Origin of the sequence: Sphingorhabdus pulchriflava, from assembly GCF_003367235.1 — a bacterium.
Taxonomy (GTDB): domain Bacteria; phylum Pseudomonadota; class Alphaproteobacteria; order Sphingomonadales; family Sphingomonadaceae; genus Sphingorhabdus_B; species Sphingorhabdus_B pulchriflava.
This window is the reverse complement of sequence record NZ_QRGP01000001.1, coordinates 1655974-1672723: the sequence shown is the minus strand read 5'-3', so window position 1 is coordinate 1672723 and position 16750 is coordinate 1655974. Positions and strand designations below refer to the sequence as shown.

At 58.2% G+C, this 16750-nt stretch carries 16 protein-coding genes; 10 read left to right on the top strand and 6 right to left on the bottom strand.

All coding sequences use genetic code 11. The annotated features are described in order from the left end of the window. Genes DXH95_RS08290 through DXH95_RS08280 form a run of 3 tightly spaced genes read left to right on the top strand, consistent with a single transcriptional unit; the run spans window position 1 to window position 2883 of the window. A complete protein-coding gene (locus DXH95_RS08290; RefSeq protein WP_220272246.1) occupies window positions 1-912 on the top strand; it encodes an ABC transporter permease in 912 nt (303 codons plus the stop codon). Then, a complete protein-coding gene (locus DXH95_RS08285; protein ID WP_115548884.1) occupies window positions 912-1754 on the top strand; it encodes an ABC transporter permease in 843 nt (280 codons plus the stop codon). The genes DXH95_RS08290 and DXH95_RS08285 overlap by 1 nt, the downstream gene beginning before the upstream one ends. A 1-nt stretch (window position 1755) precedes the next feature. Further along, a complete protein-coding gene (locus tag DXH95_RS08280) occupies window positions 1756-2883 on the top strand; it encodes an ABC transporter ATP-binding protein (RefSeq protein ID WP_115548883.1) in 1128 nt (375 codons plus the stop codon). A 2-nt stretch (window positions 2884-2885) separates the two neighbouring features. On the opposite strand, the gene DXH95_RS08275 is transcribed toward DXH95_RS08280, so the two are convergent. The 5 genes from DXH95_RS08275 to DXH95_RS08255 form a co-directional block, all read right to left on the bottom strand. After that, a complete protein-coding gene (locus DXH95_RS08275) occupies window positions 2886-3692 on the bottom strand; it encodes an FKBP-type peptidyl-prolyl cis-trans isomerase (protein ID WP_115548882.1) in 807 nt (268 codons plus the stop codon). 47 nt (window positions 3693-3739) lie between these two features. Next, window positions 3740-3937, bottom strand: coding sequence for a hypothetical protein (locus tag DXH95_RS08270; protein ID WP_115548881.1), 198 nt, complete (start codon window positions 3935-3937; stop codon window positions 3740-3742). Between the two features lie 40 nt (window positions 3938-3977). Next, entirely contained in the window at window positions 3978-5351 is a 1374-nt protein-coding gene (locus DXH95_RS08265) for an aspartate aminotransferase family protein (RefSeq protein ID WP_220272245.1), read from the bottom strand. 171 nt (window positions 5352-5522) lie between these two features. Next, window positions 5523-6260 carry a gamma-glutamyl-gamma-aminobutyrate hydrolase family protein gene (locus DXH95_RS08260; RefSeq protein WP_115548879.1) on the bottom strand — a complete coding sequence of 246 codons (738 nt, stop codon included), beginning with the start codon at window positions 6258-6260 and terminating at the stop codon, window positions 5523-5525. After that, window positions 6257-7423, bottom strand: a complete 1167-nt coding sequence (locus tag DXH95_RS08255) for an isovaleryl-CoA dehydrogenase (RefSeq protein ID WP_115548878.1) — start codon at window positions 7421-7423, stop codon at window positions 6257-6259. Before DXH95_RS08255 ends, DXH95_RS08260 begins: the two co-directional genes overlap by 4 nt. Before the next feature lie 114 nt (window positions 7424-7537). Here DXH95_RS08255 and DXH95_RS08250 point away from each other — a divergent pair, with 114 nt between their 5' ends. From DXH95_RS08250 to DXH95_RS08235, 4 genes are all read left to right on the top strand, one after another. Beyond that, window positions 7538-10372, top strand: a complete 2835-nt coding sequence (locus DXH95_RS08250; RefSeq protein ID WP_115548877.1) for a helicase-related protein — start codon at window positions 7538-7540, stop codon at window positions 10370-10372. Window position 10373: 1 nt separating this feature from the next. Next, window positions 10374-10637 (top strand): RNA-binding S4 domain-containing protein, encoded by a 264-nt coding sequence (locus DXH95_RS08245; protein WP_115548876.1) that lies wholly within the window; start codon window positions 10374-10376, stop codon window positions 10635-10637. A gap of 91 nt (window positions 10638-10728) precedes the next feature. Continuing rightward, on the top strand, window positions 10729-11067 hold the full coding sequence (fdxA, locus tag DXH95_RS08240; RefSeq protein WP_115548875.1) for a ferredoxin FdxA: 339 nt from the start codon (window positions 10729-10731) through the stop codon (window positions 11065-11067). Further along, complete coding sequence (locus tag DXH95_RS08235) at window positions 11067-11651, top strand: YqhG/Tai3 family protein (RefSeq protein WP_115548874.1); 585 nt, start codon at window positions 11067-11069, stop codon at window positions 11649-11651. Before fdxA ends, DXH95_RS08235 begins: the two co-directional genes overlap by 1 nt. Window positions 11652-11977: 326 nt before the next feature. Here the strand turns inward: DXH95_RS08235 and radC are convergent, their stop codons facing one another. Beyond that, window positions 11978-12673 carry a RadC family protein gene (gene radC, locus DXH95_RS08230; protein ID WP_115549479.1) on the bottom strand — a complete coding sequence of 232 codons (696 nt, stop codon included), beginning with the start codon at window positions 12671-12673 and terminating at the stop codon, window positions 11978-11980. 95 nt (window positions 12674-12768) lie between these two features. On the opposite strand from radC, the gene DXH95_RS08225 reads away from it, so the two are divergent. Genes DXH95_RS08225 through DXH95_RS08215 form a run of 3 tightly spaced genes read left to right on the top strand, consistent with a single transcriptional unit; the run spans window position 12769 to window position 16579 of the window. Next, on the top strand, window positions 12769-15885 hold the full coding sequence (locus tag DXH95_RS08225; RefSeq protein ID WP_181883607.1) for an intermembrane phospholipid transport protein YdbH family protein: 3117 nt from the start codon (window positions 12769-12771) through the stop codon (window positions 15883-15885). After that, window positions 15882-16175 (top strand): YnbE family lipoprotein, encoded by a 294-nt coding sequence (locus tag DXH95_RS16215; RefSeq protein ID WP_239016585.1) that lies wholly within the window; start codon window positions 15882-15884, stop codon window positions 16173-16175. The genes DXH95_RS08225 and DXH95_RS16215 overlap by 4 nt, the downstream gene beginning before the upstream one ends. Continuing rightward, window positions 16175-16579 (top strand): YdbL family probable chaperone protein, encoded by a 405-nt coding sequence (locus tag DXH95_RS08215; protein WP_239016584.1) that lies wholly within the window; start codon window positions 16175-16177, stop codon window positions 16577-16579. The genes DXH95_RS16215 and DXH95_RS08215 overlap by 1 nt, the downstream gene beginning before the upstream one ends. The last annotated feature ends 171 nt before the right edge of the window (window positions 16580-16750 follow it).

Here is a 16750-nt window from a genome sequence, read left to right as displayed (position 1 = left end):
GTGGCAGGGGGGCTTCAGGACTGGAAAAAGCACAAGCGGCCGTTCGCAGCAATTGCGGGCGCGCCGCTGTTGTGGCTGCTGCTTTTCTTCCTCGTACCGATGGCGATCGTTTGGCTGTACAGCTTTGGCGAGAATGCCGGGCCTGCTGACATTGCGATTTCGGGAACGCTCGACAATTACAAACGGGCCATTGAATGGCTCTATCTCTCGATCTTCCTGAAATCGCTGGCGGTCGCGGCGTTGGTGACGCTGATATGCCTGATTATCGGCTTTCCGGTGGCGATGGCGATTACATTTGCCGCACCCAAATGGCGGCCATGGCTGCTGCTTGGCATCATGCTCCCCTTCTGGACCAACCTCCTCATCCGCACCTATGCGCTGATGATGCTAATGGGCACCAATGGCTACGCCAATAAGGGGCTGGGAGCGCTGTGGGACGGGGCGAGTTGGCTGCGCACGCTCGTTGGCATGCAGCCACTCGAGGCGTGGACGCCGGTGCAACTGCTCTACAATAATTTCGCAGTGGTTTTGGGGCTGGTCTATGTGCATCTCCCCTTCATGGTGCTGCCGCTGTACTCGGCGCTCGATCGGCTCGACAAATCGCTGATTGAGGCCAGCCTTGATCTGGGGGCAGGGCATTTGCGCACGCTGATGAAGATCGTTGTGCCGCTGGCAGGCCCGGGCATCTTGGCCGGGGTGATGATCACGTTGATCCCGGCGCTCGGCGCCTATCTGACGCCCGACCTGATGGGCGGCACCGAAAGCCAGATGATTGCCAATGTGATCGAACGCCAGTTCAAGCGCGCCAATGACTGGCCGTTCGGGGCGGCGCTGTCCTTCCTGCTGATCTACGCGATGTTCATCCTGATCGCGCTGCAATCGATGCGACGCGACAAGGGGGATGCACGCTGATGGCTCTGTTCAACCGTACGCCTGTCGCTCCGCTCGAATATACCCGCAAATTGTGGATGCGCAGTTGGGTCGCTGCGACGATGTTCTTTCTCTACGCGCCGTTGCTCGTCCTGATGATTTTCAGCTTCAACGACAGCAAACGCAACGTCGTGTGGAAGGGCTTCACGCTCAAATATTATGAGAAGGCGCTGAACAATGACTCGCTTGTTGAGGCTATGGTCAATTCGCTGACCATTGCCGGGCTGGCGACAGTATTCAGCCTTGTCCTTGGTGCATTGGCGGCGGTGATGCTGTGGCGGTTCAAATTCCCCTTCAAGGGCGCGGTGGAAGGGACCATGTCCTTGCCGATCATCGTTCCCGAAATCTGCCTCGGCGTCGCTTTCCTGATTTTCTTTGCCAAGATCGAATGGCCAACCGAGCTGCCCTGGCCGCTCAACCTGTCGGCGATCACGATCGCGCATATAACCTTCTGCTTTCCCTTTGTGGCGATGGTGGTGCGATCGCGGCTGGCCAGTTTCAATATCGAGGAAGAGGAGGCGGCGAAGGATCTGGGTGCATCCGAATGGCAGACCTTCCGCGACATATTGCTGCCGCACATGAAACCGGGCCTGATTGCGGGCGCGCTCCTCGCCTTCACGCTCAGCCTCGACGATTTCGTGATCACCTTCTTCACCAGCGGGCCGGATACGATTACCTTCCCGGTCAAAGTCTATTCGATGGTGCGCTTCTCGGTGACGCCTGAAGTCAACGCTGCATCGACCATCCTCATTCTCCTCACCATCATACTCACCGCCGTCGCGCTCAAGCTGCAGGGCGTGAAAGCCATAGCGGATACCCATTGATATGACCGACCCGCAACCCATCATCCAGATCCGCAACGTCTCCAAACGCTTTGGCAAGGTGACTGCGGTCGATAACGTCAATCTCGATATCATGGCAGGCGAGTTCTTCGTTCTGCTCGGCCCCTCGGGCTGCGGCAAGACGACGCTGCTGCGCATGATTGCCGGGTTCGAATTGCCGACCGAGGGCCAGATCATCATTGACGGTGTCGATGTCAGCGATGTGCCACCCAACAAGCGGCCGGTGAACATGGTGTTCCAGAGCTACGCCGTATTTCCGCACATGTCGGTGGCAGATAATGTCGCTTACGGTCTGAAGATTCGTGGTGTCGGACGTGGCGAGCGCGAGGAGCGGGTGCGCGAGGCGCTCGAGCTGGTCAAGCTTGGCGGGTTTGAGGAACGGATGCCCGACCAGATGTCGGGCGGGCAACGCCAGCGCGTGGCGCTCGCCCGCAGTCTGGTGATGCGGCCCAAGGTGCTGCTGCTCGATGAGCCGCTCTCGGCGCTCGACGCTAAGCTGCGCGCACAGATGCAGTTTGAGTTGTCCGACTTGCAGGATCAGGTGGGCATCACTTTCGTAACCGTCACCCACGATCAGGACGAAGCGCTGTCAATGGCGAGCCGCATTGCTGTGATCAACAAGGGCGAGGTCGCGCAGCTCGCCGGCCCATCAGACCTGTATGAATTCCCTGCGAACCGATTCGTCGCCGATTTCGTCGGCTCGGTGAATATCTTCGAAGGCAAGCTGACGCTGGATGAGCCGGACAAGGCTGCGGTGGATTGTCCGGGGATCGGCAAGGTGTATCTGAACCACGGCGTCACCGGCCCGCATGGTGCCGATGTCTGGGTCGCGCTTCGCCCCGAGAAAATCTATCTGCATGTGCCGGGCGAGGGTAAAGCGGTGCGCGCCGCCGCGCAGGACGCGCCCGACGGCCATAATTTTGCGCGCGGCGTGATAAAGGGCATGAGCTATCTCGGCGACATCACGCTGTACGAGATCAAGCTCGACAGTGGTGAGATGATCCGCGTTTCGCGGCCCAACCTGTCACGCCACGATCAGGAAGATTTCACCTGGGATGACCGGGTCAGCATGCATTGGCGCGCAGACAGCCCGGTGGTGTTGCTCAGCTAAGCTCAATCTTCGGCGGTAGAGGCAGGCCGCACATCGATCAACGTCACTGTGATGTTTGTGCCCGCTTGCGGTGCGCCCATTGTGCCATCGGGCTTCGGCATGCAGAAGCGATAGGTCGAGCCGGCCGGCATCATTTTCAGCCCCTCGGCGAATAGCGGTGTTGCCATGGCGAGGGGAATTTTCTCCCATTCGCGCTTTTCCTGAACCACGCCGCTTTCCGCGTCGAACAGGGTGAAATCGACCAAGGCCATATCAGCGTCAGTGGGTGTCCGTCCCGACCCGGTGGTCACCATTGCAAAGCCAAGCCCTGAAGCTGTGTTTTGCGCGCACGCTCTTTCAGCCGGTGCGATGACAGGTTTGGGCGGTGGGGTGGTGAAGGACAAGAGTTCCACCTCGAACACCAGATCGGCATTGGGCGGAATCGGATCGCCGCCTTCGGGGCCATAACCCAACGCGGAGGGGATGCAGAGGCGGTATTTGCCGCCGGGCTGCATCAGTTTCAGTCCCTGGGCAAAACCGGGGATCACACCGCCAACTTTGAACTTCGTGCCTTCGCCCGAGTCAAACTCGCTGCCGTCTGCTGCCAGCCGCCCTGAATAATTGACTTCAACCTTGGAATCCGGCCCCGGCTTCTCGCCTTTGCCCGCCTTGATTACAGTGTAGGAGAGCCCCTCCGGCGTCTTGACCTTACAGGTCAGGATAGGCTGGGCCGGTGCCTGCGTCGCCGCTGCAGCGGAGAGGGCGGGAATAGCCAGCAATGCGGCAGCGGATACAGCGCCAAGCACTGCGGATCGAACTATATCAGTCATTATGTGATGCGGTAGGCGAAGCGCCGGAAATGTCCAGCGCGGTTCGACTAATCGCTATCCTTCTTGCGCGCCTTGTTGGCATAGATCAGCGCAGCGGCAAGTGCTGCCGAACCAATCCCGATCCCGGCTGCGGTTTTCCAGCCGATTCCGCCTTTGTCCTCTGCGGCTTCTTTGCGCGCCTTGGCACGCTTGACTTCGCGCATGGTTTCGTTGTCGGGCGGGGTGTCTTCGGGGGTGTCGGTCATGCCCACCTAAATGAATCAGGTGGGCATGGACGTCAACCCTTCAGAATGCGCGTAGTTTTGGTTCGGCCTCGTCGAGCGACTTGCGTATGATGCCGACCAGGTCGTCAATCTGGCTCGTGGTGATAATCAGCGGCGGGCACATTACGATGCTGTCGCGGATGCCGCGCACCATCAGGCCGTTGGCAATACAGATGTCGCGCACCATCGGCCCGGCGGTTCCTTCCGCTCCGCCAAAGCGCGCGCCAGTCGCTTTGTCGGCAACGATTTCGACTGCGCCCAATAGGCCGACCGAACGGGCTTCGCCGACCAGCGGATGGTCGTTGAGCGTCGCCAGAGCCTTTGCCAGATAGGGCCCGGTTTCGCTGCGGACTTTTTCGACCAAGCCTTCGCGCTCCATGATTTCGATGTTGCGCAGCGCCACTGCCGCTGAAACGGGGTGTCCAGAATAGGTATAGCCGTGGACGAAATCGCCGCCAGTCTTCATCACCTTGATGATATCGGCGCTGACCGCCACGGCAGAGATTGGCAAGTAACCCGACGACAGCCCCTTGGCCATGGCGATGATGTCGGGCTTTACGCCCATGGTTTCATGGCCCCACATATTGCCGGTGCGGCCGAAGCCGCAGATGACCTCGTCGCAGATCATCAATATGCCATATTTGCGGCAGATGGCTTCGACTTGTGGCCAATAATTGGCCGGGGGGATGATGACACCGCCGGCGCCTTGCACTGGCTCACCAATGAAGGCGGCAACATTTTCGGGGCCAACTTCAAGGATTTTGGACTCAATGGCTTCGGCACAGGCTGTGCCAAACGCCTCGGGAGACATGTCGCGGCCTTCATTATACCAATAAGGCTGGCGGACATGCTCAACGCCGGGGATGGGATCGCCGCCGATATTGTGCATCGCCTTCATACCGCCCAGGCCAACACCTGCCAGTGTGGAGCCATGATAGGCGTTGATCCGGCTGATGAATGTCTGCCGTTTCGGCTCGCCCTTCAGTTTCCAATATTGCCGGACAAGACGGAAAATTGTGTCATTGGCTTCGCTGCCCGAGCTGTTGAAGAAGACATGGGGCAGGCGACCGCCCGTAAGACTGGAAATCTTATCGGCCAACAAAACCGCAGGCGGGTTCGCGGTTTTGAAGAAGCTGTTGTAATAAGGCAGCTCGCGCATCTGCTCTGCAGCCACATCGGCGAGTTCATCGCGGCCATAGCCGACATTGACGCACCAAAGACCTGCCATGCCATCAAGGATGCGGTTGCCGTCGCCATCGTGAATGTAGCAGCCTTCGGCATGAGTGATGATGCGGCTTCCGCCCAGATTTTCGATTTCCTGCCAGTCAGCCTGCGCGGGCAGATGATGGGCGATGTCCAGACGGCGGAGTTCGGCGATGTCGTAATTGCGGGGCATATGGATTCTCCTGATTCTAAGCGTCGCCCCTGCGAAGGCAGGGGCCGTTGTAGGTTTATTCAGCCAGAACGACTTAAACCTGCTGCGGTCCCTGCCTTCGCAGGGACGACGAATTTCAGGGCGAAAAGCCTATTCGCGCTTGGTAGCGGTTATAACGGGTGATGCACCGGTTCATAACTCGCCTCTTAGCGCTTTTCCGAGCAGGTGAAAATAGGTCTGCGAATCCGGATCTTTGGCAGTGCCCCATTCGGGATGCCACTGCACCGCGAGCAACGGCGCGCCATTGGGTCTGGCGCTATAGGCCTCGACCAGTCCGTCTGGTGCGCGGGCTTCGACGGCGAGGCCATCGGCCAGCTTTCCGATGCCCTGATAATGCACCGAATTCACGTCGAGGGCGGGTTTGTTATAGGCAGAGGCCAGCATTCCGCCATCGGCCAACTCGACCGGATGCCGATGGTTGAACATCGCATCGAACGAGACGCCATCGGGCGCATGATGCCGGATCAGATCTTCACTCGCGCTGGTATCGCGGCGGAGCGTTCCGCCAAGCGCGACATTGATTTCCTGAAAACCACGGCAAATGCCAAAGACCGGCTTTTTGAGATCGATCATCCGGTCGACCATTGACAGCGCGATCTCGTCACGGCCTTCGTCGAACGGGCCTTCGCCGCCATCATCCCCATAACGCGCAGAGGCAACATTGGACGGGCTGCCAGTCAGCAATATACCGTCGAGCCGTGGTGCGACCTCGGCGGCGGTCATTAGGTCTGGCAGCGAGGGGACAATCAGCGCCGCCACATCGGCATAGGTCATCGCGGCGCGGATATAGCGCTCCATCACCGCCTGTGCCGGTTCGGTGCCGACGATGCGGTTGCAGGCGATGATGCCGAGGACAGGGCGTGACGTCATGCCGCCCCGATCAGTTCCCGCCCAATCAGCATGCGGCGGATTTCGTTGGTGCCCGCGCCGATATCGAGCAGCTTTGCATCGCGCCAGTAACGCTCGACGGGCCAATCCTTGGTATAGCCTGCACCGCCCAGCGCCTGGATCGCTTCACCCGCGACCTTCACCGCGCTTTCGCTGGCGAGCAGGATCGCGCCTGCTGCATCGAAGCGCGTGGTTTGCCCAGCATCGCACGCGCGGGCGACGTTATAGACATAGCTACGCGCCGAATTGAGCGCGACATACATGTCGGCGACCTTAGCCTGAATCAGCTGGAAACTACCGATCGCCTTGCCGAACTGCTTGCGCTCGCGAACATAGGGCAGGACGACATCAAGGCAGGCCTGCATCACGCCGAGTTGCAATCCGGCAAGCACGACGCGTTCATAATCAAGCCCACTCATCAACACGCCGACACCGCCGTGAAGCGGGCCCATGATCCGGTCTTCGGGGATGAAGCAATCGTTGAACACCAGTTCCGCAGTCGGCGAACCGCGCATCCCGACCTTGTCGATCTTTTGGCCGATGGAAAATCCTTCATCGCCCTTTTCGATCAGAAAAGCGGTAATGCCGCGCGATCCTGCATCAGGTGCGGTTTTGGCATAAACCACCAATGTATCGGCATATGGCGCGTTGGTGATCCAATATTTGGTGCCGTTGAGCACAAAACCGCCTTGGACCGCATCTGCCTTGAGCTTCATCGAGACGACGTCTGAACCGGCGCCGGCTTCTGACATGGCGAGGCTGCCGACATGTTCGCCGGAGACCAGCTTGGGCAGATATTTCGCCTTCTGCTCGGGGTTTGCCCAGCGGCGGATCTGGTTGACGCACAGGTTCGAATGCGCACCGTAGGAAAGTCCGATCGAGGCGGAAGCGCGGCTGACTTCTTCAACCGCGACAACATGCTCCAGATAGCCAAGGCCGAGGCCGCCATCTTCCTCTTCAACAGTGATGCCATGCAGGCCAAGTTCGCCCATCGCGGTCCACAGTTCCTCGCGCGGGAACCAGTCATCCGCATCGATCTTCGCAGCCAGCGGCGCGATCTTGTCAGTGGAGAAGCGATAGGTGGTTTCGCGGATCATCTCCGCATTTTCGCCAAGCGCGAAATCAAGGGTAGGGAGGTTGCTCATGCACAGGCAAATGCCCTGCAAAGATTTCAGTTGCAACTATTTAAGGCGAGCCGAGCGGAACAACCTAAATCCGGTCTAGCCGCGCAGGAAGGCGGCTGTTAGGCACGCACGATAATGTCCTCCCCCAAAGTTCCTGTGAAGGCCGTGCTTGGGCCCACCAATACCGGCAAAACGCACCTCGCGGTTGAGCGGCTGTGCGCGCATTCAAGTGGGGTGATGGGCTTCCCGCTGCGGCTGTTGGCTCGCGAGATTTACGACCGTGTGGTTGCGATCAAAGGGCCGAAGGAAGTTGCGCTGATCACCGGTGAGGAGCGCATCGAGCCGCCTGGTGCGCGCTGGTATCTGTGCACCGCCGAATCGATGCCAGTGGAACGGCAGTTCGCCTTCGCAGCACTGGACGAGGCGCAATTGGGCGCCGATCCGGAACGCGGACATATCTTCACAGACCGGATGTTGCATGTGCGCGGTCGCGAGGAGACGATGATCCTGGGATCGGAAAGCCTGCGCCCGATGGTCAGGGCGCTATTGCCTGAAGCCGAAATCATTTCGCGCCCGCGCTTTTCGACGCTGAGCTATTCGGGTCCGAAAAAGCTCTCCCGCTTACCGAAGCGAACCGCCATCGTGGCCTTTTCGGTGGAGCAGGTTTATGCCGTTGCCGAACTCTTGCGCCGGTTGCGCGGCGGAGCAGCGGTGGTGATGGGGGCGCTGAGCCCACGCACTCGCAATGCGCAGGTCGATATGTTCCAGTCGGGTGAGGTCGACTATCTGGTGGCGACGGATGCTATAGGAATGGGTCTGAACTTGGATGTTCAGCATATTGCTTTTGCTGGATTATCCAAATTCGACGGCAATCGGACCCGGCGGTTGACGGTTGCCGAAATGGCGCAGATTGCGGGGCGGGCTGGGCGGCACCAGCGCGATGGCACCTTTGGGACGGTGGCAGGCGAAGCAGGCGAATTCACAGCCGAAGAAGTGTTGGCAATCGAAAGTCACCAATTCCCGGCGCTCGACTGGATGTACTGGCGCGAGGCAGAGCCGCGTTTCGATAGCCTGGCGCAGCTGATTGCTGATCTGGAGGCAAAGCCCGACGGCCCACCGCTGCGCGCAGCACCCGAGGCGATTGATCTGTCGGTACTCAAAAGGCTCGCAGATATGCTTCAGGTGACGCAAAGACTTTCGGGGCCGAAAAGTGTCGCGCGTCTATGGGAGGTCGCAAGCTTGCCTGATTTCCGCCAGACCGGATCCGAACATCATAGCCGCTTTGTCGCTTCGCTGTGGGAACATATGGCGCAGGGTGGCCCCTTGCCGCACAGCTATGTCGCGAGCGAATTGGCCCGGCTCGACAATATCCAGGGCGATGTTGACACGATTTCGGCACGCATCGCGGCGGTGCGGACCTGGACCTATGTCGCGCATCGCGGCGATTGGGTTGAAGATCCCCCAGCGATGGCTGAGCGCGCGCGGCATCTAGAGGAAAAGCTTTCAGACGCTCTGCACAATGCACTACGCCAGCGCTTCGTCGACCGGCGGACTTCGATGCTGTTGCGCAAGGGCGGTAAGGACGATGCACTGCTTCCCGTTCAGGTCGACGCGGAAAATCAGGTGTTTGTCGATGGCGAGCATATTGGCGAGCTTGACGGCTTCACCTTTCGCGTCGATTCCACGGCGCGAGTCGGGGAACGTAAATTGCTGCTTGCAGCAGCCGAACGACATCTGGCAGCATATATGAAAGACAAGGTGAGGGCGCTTTTAATGGCCGAAGGGCAGGAATTTTCGCTGACGCGCGATACGGATGGACGCCCGGCATTGTTGTGGAATGGCGCGGTGCTCGGCCACCTGGCCAAAGGACGCAGCCTGTTGCAGCCGCTGTTCAAGCCCGTCCGCGCTGTGGCCGGTCTGGAAGGCGATGATCTGCGCGCCATTGCCGAAAAAGCCGAAGGCTGGATCCACGAGCAGCTGGCCAAGCATATGGGCGGGCTGGTCGCTCTGAACCAGCTGGCCGCCGATGCGGCGACCGACGGCGTGGTCCGCGCGCTTGCAGCGCGTCTGGCCGATGCCGGAGGAATTGCGGGGCGTCAATTTTTGGCGGATACGCTGACGGCCTTGCCCAAGGAGGCACGCGGCGCGGCGCGCAAGGCGGGGATCGTTTTCGGGGCGCTTGATGTTTATCATCACGCCATTCTGAAACCCGCTGCCGCGCGCTGGCGTTCGGCGCTGTTTGCGGCGCAGACCGAAAAGCCGATGCCTGAATTGCCACCCGAAAGCGCAGTGCATCTGAAAGAATGGAATTTCGCCTCGACGGCCGATTGTCGCAATGCCGGCTATCGCCGCGTTGGCAACGAATATGTCCGCATCGATCTGGCCGAGCGTGTCATCAAAAAGGCACATGAAGCGCGCGGGCAAGCGCTGGAGTTCGGCATGGATATGGCCTTTGCGACCTCATTGGGATTGAGCGATGCGGGGCTGGAGGCGCTGATGCGCGATGCCGGTTTCCGTCCGGTTGCCGCGAAAGCGGAAGACCCGACAGCTGTGGAAGCAACGGAAACTCACGTCAGTGTCGAAACCTTAACGGACGAAACGCTGGAGACAATTGCCAAGGACGGCGCTGATGAAGCGACGTCTGAAGTAATTCTAGAAAGTGTTGAGATAAATGCTTCTGCCGCCACGGAGGCGGATTCGTCACCGGCACCAGAGCAAACCGCTGAACCGCAACCTTCAACCTCTTCACCACAGCCTGTGAATCTTACCCATTGGCGCTGGGTCGGTATCCGCAAACCAAAGCCTGTTGAGCAAAATGGTCGGCGGCGTGACGACAAGAAACCGCAAAAGGGCAAGGGCCCTGCGCGGGAAAAACGTCCAGCCCCGCAGGCGATAAACAAGCCGCAGGCCGCGGCCCCGTCGGCGCTGGCGCTGCAGTTGGCGGCGCTAAAAGACAAATTGGGCGGGTAATTTGGTCGCGGCAGACGCTGTACGCATCGACAAGTTATTGTGGTTTCTGCGGTTGTCCAAATCGCGCAGCCAGGCGCAGGGGCTGATTGCCGAAGGCCATGTCCGGCTGAATGGCAAACGCGTTGAAAAGTCGAGCATCGAGGCAAGAATCGGCGATATTCTGACCTTGCCAAGGGGGGAGGGGGCGATTGCGGTGCGTGTCGACGCCATGCCTTCGCGCCGCGGCCCGGCAACCGAAGCAAGGGCCTGCTATAGTGAAATTTGACCGCCCAGCACATTTCCCCCGTTGACTTGCGTGCCAAAGGCACAATAGGCGTTGCTTAACAAACCGAACTGCCAAGGGGAGAAACCGAGCAATGACCTACGTCGTCACAGATGCCTGCATCAAATGCAAATATATGGACTGCGTAGAAGTCTGCCCTGTGGATTGCTTCTACGAAGGCGAGAATATGCTCGTCATCAACCCCAATGAATGCATTGATTGTGGCGTGTGCGAGCCCGAATGTCCGGCAGAAGCGATCTTGCCCGACACCGAAAATGGTCTTGAAAAGTGGCTCGAACTCAATGCGCAATATAGCGCCGAATGGCCGAACATCACGACCAAGCATGAAACGCCTGCAGATGCAGACGAGTTCAAGGGTGTCGATGGAAAGTTTGAGAAATTCTTCTCCCCCGACCCCGGTCAAGGCGACTGATGGTGCGCGCTGGTAAGGCGCGTGTCATTGCAGCATTGTCGTTGTGTTGTGCGCTGCCTAGTCAGGGAGCCGCTGCCAAGCAGCCTGCGCACCAAGATGAGGCTGTGGTTCGGCAAATCGTTTCCAACATTTACGCATCCTATATGCAGCCCATATCGGAAGCAGCGGATGACGGCAGTTACGCGCCCGAGAATGAAGCAGGTGCATCGACAGGTGGGTATGAACCACCCTATACCCAGACACTCGATGCACTGATCGGCCGTTGGGGCAAGCTGATGCAGCAGAGCGAGGAGTTGTACGGTCTCAACGGCTTCGATTGGTATTGCCAGTGTCAGGACAATGATAACGCCACAGCGAAATTGCTGTCGCAGCGGTACAAGTTGCGGTCCAAAGGCCGAATTGAAGCCACTATCGTCTTCTCGCCGGGGCGTGGCCCCGATGGCGACCAAGGCGCGCCCTTGCGTTTTCATTTCAGAAATGAGGGCGGGGCGTGGAAAGTCGACGATCTGACTTTTGAAGATGGTTCCACACTTCGAAAGTCGCTGGTAACCGATATCGCAGACGCCAGCAAAGTGCGTCGATAAGCCCAATCTTCAGATATACAGATCGCCCCGCAAAGGGAGAAGTTGGCCGGATTGGGGGCGGCCAAACCGATTATGCGGGGCGATCTGAAGTTAGACCTCCGGTGTGTTTGCAGGAAGGCACTGCAATGAGCCTTGGCAGGCTTCTGTTATGGTTGCGCGCCCCCTTGCGACCCAGAAGCCTAGGAGGAGGCGCGCGTAGGGATCGCTAGGGAGCATATTCCGGGTAGGGAGTTTGCAACGATACCTGACGCGATTTTACAACTTCGACCGCTGACCGATAGCCACTGTGTTGCATTAGTACATCGGCCAGATGTGCCCTGTCGTGATCAAATCAGTCCGGCGCTTCGCATGCTTGAAAATCCGTCCTTGCCTATGATGATATGGTCGTGAACCGAAATACCCAGCCGCTTGCCGGCTTCGATAATCTCACGGGTCATCGAAATATCCTGACGGCTGGGCGCGCTATCACCGCTTGGGTGGTTGTGAACCAGGATGATGGCAGCGGCGCCGATGTCGATTGACCGACGGATGATTTCACGGGTGTAGATTGGGGCCTGATCGATCGAACCTTCGCCGGCAATTTCGTCGCGGATCAGCATATTCTTTGAATTGAGATAGAGTACCCGGATACGCTCAATCGTCAGATGCGCCATGTCGAGGCGTAAATAATCAAGCAACGCCTGCCAACTCGACAGTATCGGCTGCTCGCGAATGGGTTCCGAAACCATACGCAGCGCCAGGGCTTGTACGATCTTGATGGCTGAAGCCGCTTTTTCTCCAATACCCTTTTGATTGAGCAAGCTGTAGGTGTCTGCAGCAAAGACCGATGACAGGTTCCCATAGTGGGCGATCAATTGTTTGGCGGTTGGTTTAGTATCGATGCGCGGAATTGCCAGCATCAACAAATATTCGAGCAGTTCATGGTCAAGTAACGCGTCACCGCCTTTGTCCAGCAGACGCTCGCGCAGCCGCTCTCTATGGCCTTCACCGTAATTTTCGTCTTTGTCCTGTGAAGATGCCATGCGCCATTGCTTGTTCCGCAATTTTGCGCATCTCGCAAGACATTTGGTGGAAATGGAAGTTGCAAGCCAACAAACTTTGCCGCATTTGTGTGGCGATGGAGGAAGAGCTTCCCGAAGCCCCGCCGGCGAGGCGCTGGACAAAGCGCCGCATTTTCGGTGCAATGTTTGTACTGCTCGTGCTTCTGCTGGCTTTTGCGTGGTGGAAGCGGGTTGATATCGCAGACAGTTATGTACGCGACTATCTTGAAAAAAATGATGTTCGTGCGACCTATGAAATCGAAGATATTGGCTTCCGGGCACAACGCATTCGCAATGTGATTGTGGGGGATCCCGCCAATCCGGATCTTACCGCCAAGATTGTAGATATTGAGCTTTCAATCGGTTTTGGTCAGCCTGCGTTACGCGAAATCCGCGCTGACGGTGTCCGCTTGAAAGGGCGTTTCTCGAATGGCAAATTATATCTCGGCGAACTTGATAAGATGCGGGATATGGAGAGCAAGGAGCCCGTTTCGCTTCCCGACCTGAATGTCCGGTTGACCGATGCGGTTTTGTCGCTGGTAACACCATGGGGCGGGCTGGGTGTCGCGGCTCAAGGATCAGGAAATTTACGCAATCGCTTTGACGGGAAGCTCGTGGCACGATCGCGGCAAATGGCGGGGTCGGGATGCCTAGCGCAATCCATACGATATGATGGTGCGGTGCGTATACGCAATGTACGACCGGAATTCATCGGACCTCTGGCTGCAACTTCAGTCAAATGCGACACGCAGAAGCTGGCGCTTGATGCACCTGAGGTAAACGGCAAATTCCAGTTTACCGAGTCATTTGATCGTTGGATTGGCGACGTTGCGTTGAAGGCGAGATCGGCTCGGTCAGACAAACGGCGCGTCGATGCGATTTTGGGAAAACTCTCATTCAATGGCAGTCAGCAAAGGACCGAGTACAAACTCGCACTTTCCAACGCCGCGCTGCGCATGCCCGAACTTGCGGCGCAAAATCTGGCAGCCGATGCGGAGGGCAGCTTTTCTTTTTCTGATACCGGCATAGCGGTGACGGCACGTGGCGACACCAAGCTCTCGGGCGTATCGCTGCCACAATCCATCCTACCCTCGATGGAACAGCTGGTGCGCGGTACCAAATCGACCCCGGTGGGACCGGTTGTCGCGCGGCTCGATCCGGCTTTGCGCCGTGCTATTCGCAGTTTTGACGGCACGGCCAATTTCGACGTCGCAATAGCGCCTGGCGGAAACAAGGTTGCGGTTGACCGGCTGTTCGTCCGGTCGGACAGCGGCGTGATCCTGCGGCAACAGGCGCCTTTTGCATTTGCGGATGGCCGATTGGGCAGTCCGGTAGCGCTGACGATGACCGGCGGCGATTTGCCGACCGGTCAAGTGTCATTGCGCCAGCAGGGTGCGGGTTGGGCAGGTACGCTCAATCTGCAACCCTATTCCGCCCCGGGTGGTACCATTAGCATTCCAACGTTGGCGTTTGAAGGCGGCGGACGTCGTCCCTGGCGGTTTAACGGGCAGGCAACCATCACCGGCCCCTTGCTGGGCGGCGTTGTGACAGGCCTCAACCTGCCGATAGACGGGCTGGTTTCGGGCAGCGCTTTCACCATGAATGCCACATGCACCAATGTCCGTTACGGCGGCCTGACCACTGGCTCCCTGCGCCTCCCAGCGGGTACGCTGCGCGCTTGCCCGCAGCGCGGATCGATCCTGAGCGTTGCAAATGGTGAAACCCGCTTTGCCCTGACCATACCGACGCTAAGCATCGATGGGGCATTGGGAACATCGGCACTCAAAGCCAGCGGCAGCAGAATCAGCTTTGATCTCGATAACGGTTTTGGCGCCGACGACATAGCCATCGATCTGGGGCGGGCGCGCATGCAAAGCCGCTTTACGATAAAGCGGCTCGATGGAAAGATGGAAGGGCCGGGCGTTTTCGGAACGATGAGCGGTGGCGCAGGCCAAATCGGTGAAGTTCCGCTATTGATCAGCGAAGCCGCAGGTAACTGGCGCTGGCAGGGTGATGTTCTGGGGCTGGACTCGAGCCTATTCATCTCGGACGCAGAACAGGTCGATCGGTTCAACCCGCTCAAAGTTCCGGATATGCAGGTTACGCTGACCAACAATGTCATATCGGCAATCGGAAACCTGCTTGAGCCCGATACCGGCATCAAAGTCGCCGACGTACAGATCCTGCATAATCTCGATTCCAGCGTTGGAAATGCCTTGCTGTCGGTTGACGACCTGGCATTCAATGATCGGCTGCAGCCTGAAAAAATAACGCCGCTGACCCTGGGTGTGATCGCCAATGTCAAAGGACGGCTGGCCGGTGACGGTCGCATCGAATGGGATGGAGAGGCGGTTCGCAGCACGGGTCATTTCACCGTGCGGAAAACAGATCTGGCCGCTGCCTTTGGCCCTGTCGAAGGCCTGGAAACCGAACTGAAGTTTACCGATCTGTTGGGCATGGTGACCGAACCCGGGCAGATTGCACGGGTTAAGACTGTCAATCCCGGCGTTCCCGCGCTTGATGGCGTCATTCGCTATCAATTGTTGCCCGATCAAAAGGTCCGCATTGAAGAGGGGCGCTGGCCATTTTTTGGTGGTGAACTGATCCTCGAGCCGACAATTCTCGATTTCGACGAAGCGGCCGAACGAAATTTGACCTTCCGCTTGATCGGCCTCGACGCCGAGAAGTTCCTCGCTGGCTATGATCTGCAGAATTTGCAGGTCGAAGGTGTTTTCGACGGAACCTTGCCGATGGTTTTCAATCAGGAAGGTGGTCGGATTGTCGGCGGGTCGCTCGTCTCACGCACCGGCGGCGGCCAATTATCCTATCTGGGTGAGCTGACCTACGAGGATATGGGCGTGTTCGCCAATTTCGCCTTTCAGGCGCTACGCTCAATTCGCTTCACCGAAATGCGGATGGGCGTTGAGGGCAAGCTGGATGGTGAAATCATCACTGACGTTTCATTCGAAGGTTTGCAGCAAGGCAGCCTGGCGCAACAGAATTTTATCACCAAGCAACTCGCCAAGGTTCCAATCAAGTTCAATGTGCGGATAGAAGCGGAGTTCCTGCAACTTATCGGTTCAATCCGCGGCTTGTATGATGCCGACTATGCGCTGCAGCAGGGGAAGACTTTGATCGACGGGCAGAAGGATCCAGTACCGGGTGAAGGGCCACCTTCGGGAGGGAAAAGATGAACGAAAACGACCGCCAAATGAACGGCCTATTCAGCCTGCCGAAAGCGACGGAGGGATATATGCGACACAGATTGACGACGGATGGCAATGGTGCGATCCGTCAAAACATGAAGAAAGGGGCATTTCTCTTCGTGTGCGTTGCTGCATCGGCCCTAACAGGTTGCGTGCAGGTGACGGCACCTGACAAGCCAATCGTGATCAACCTTAACATCGCTATCCGGCAGGAAGTGCTGTACAGGCTCGATCAGGCTTCGAAGGAAGTGATCGAAGAGAATTCGGAGATATTCTGATGGCTTTGAGTGAAAAGATGAAAAACCGTATCGAAATGGTTGCAGCCGCGTTGCTGATCGGTGCAGCGGTGGCTGGCAGCGGCGCGATGGCGCAGCGGGATCCGGCATATCAGCAGGCACGTGCCGACGGCTTGATCGGTGAGAAGACCGACGGCTATCTCGGCTTTGTCACGCCGCCTTCGCCCGCCGTCAAAGCACTGGTCGATGATCTCAACATCAAGCGTAAGGCGAAGTATACCGAAGAAGCGCTCGCCAATGGTGCAACCGTGGAGGAAATGGCTTTCCGCACCGGTTGCCGTTTGATCAAGGAACGCACAGCGCCGGGCGAAATGTATCAGGCCCCGGACAAGAGCTGGAAAACCCGCGATGCGAGCGCGCCCCTTGTGGATGTGCGCTGCCCGTAACTTGGCGATAGTGAGAATATCAAAGGCCCGGGAAAGCAATTTTCCGGGCCTTTGCTTTTGCGCTGCAGCATGCGGTTGACTTCGCTCCGGTGCTCTCCTAAAGCGCGCGTGCCTTGGCGGGGTTGCCCGGAGTCTTGGCGGTTCTCCCCAGTTGATACTGAGTATCGAAAC

Coding starts and splice junctions, on each gene's coding strand:
- radC (WP_115549479.1), bottom strand. CDS start 12,673: ATGGCATCTTCACAGGACAAAGACGAAAATTACGGTGAAGGCCATAGA.
- DXH95_RS08250 (WP_115548877.1), top strand. CDS start 7,538: ATGTCCTCCCCCAAAGTTCCTGTGAAGGCCGTGCTTGGGCCCACCAAT.
- DXH95_RS08225 (WP_181883607.1), top strand. CDS start 12,769: ATGGAGGAAGAGCTTCCCGAAGCCCCGCCGGCGAGGCGCTGGACAAAG.
- DXH95_RS08265 (WP_220272245.1), bottom strand. CDS start 5,351: ATGCCCCGCAATTACGACATCGCCGAACTCCGCCGTCTGGACATCGCC.
- DXH95_RS16215 (WP_239016585.1), top strand. CDS start 15,882: ATGAACGAAAACGACCGCCAAATGAACGGCCTATTCAGCCTGCCGAAA.
- DXH95_RS08285 (WP_115548884.1), top strand. CDS start 912: ATGGCTCTGTTCAACCGTACGCCTGTCGCTCCGCTCGAATATACCCGC.
- DXH95_RS08270 (WP_115548881.1), bottom strand. CDS start 3,937: ATGACCGACACCCCCGAAGACACCCCGCCCGACAACGAAACCATGCGC.
- DXH95_RS08280 (WP_115548883.1), top strand. CDS start 1,756: ATGACCGACCCGCAACCCATCATCCAGATCCGCAACGTCTCCAAACGC.
- DXH95_RS08255 (WP_115548878.1), bottom strand. CDS start 7,423: ATGAGCAACCTCCCTACCCTTGATTTCGCGCTTGGCGAAAATGCGGAG.
- DXH95_RS08235 (WP_115548874.1), top strand. CDS start 11,067: ATGGTGCGCGCTGGTAAGGCGCGTGTCATTGCAGCATTGTCGTTGTGT.
- DXH95_RS08215 (WP_239016584.1), top strand. CDS start 16,175: ATGGCTTTGAGTGAAAAGATGAAAAACCGTATCGAAATGGTTGCAGCC.
- fdxA (WP_115548875.1), top strand. CDS start 10,729: ATGACCTACGTCGTCACAGATGCCTGCATCAAATGCAAATATATGGAC.
- DXH95_RS08275 (WP_115548882.1), bottom strand. CDS start 3,692: ATGACTGATATAGTTCGATCCGCAGTGCTTGGCGCTGTATCCGCTGCC.
- DXH95_RS08260 (WP_115548879.1), bottom strand. CDS start 6,260: ATGACGTCACGCCCTGTCCTCGGCATCATCGCCTGCAACCGCATCGTC.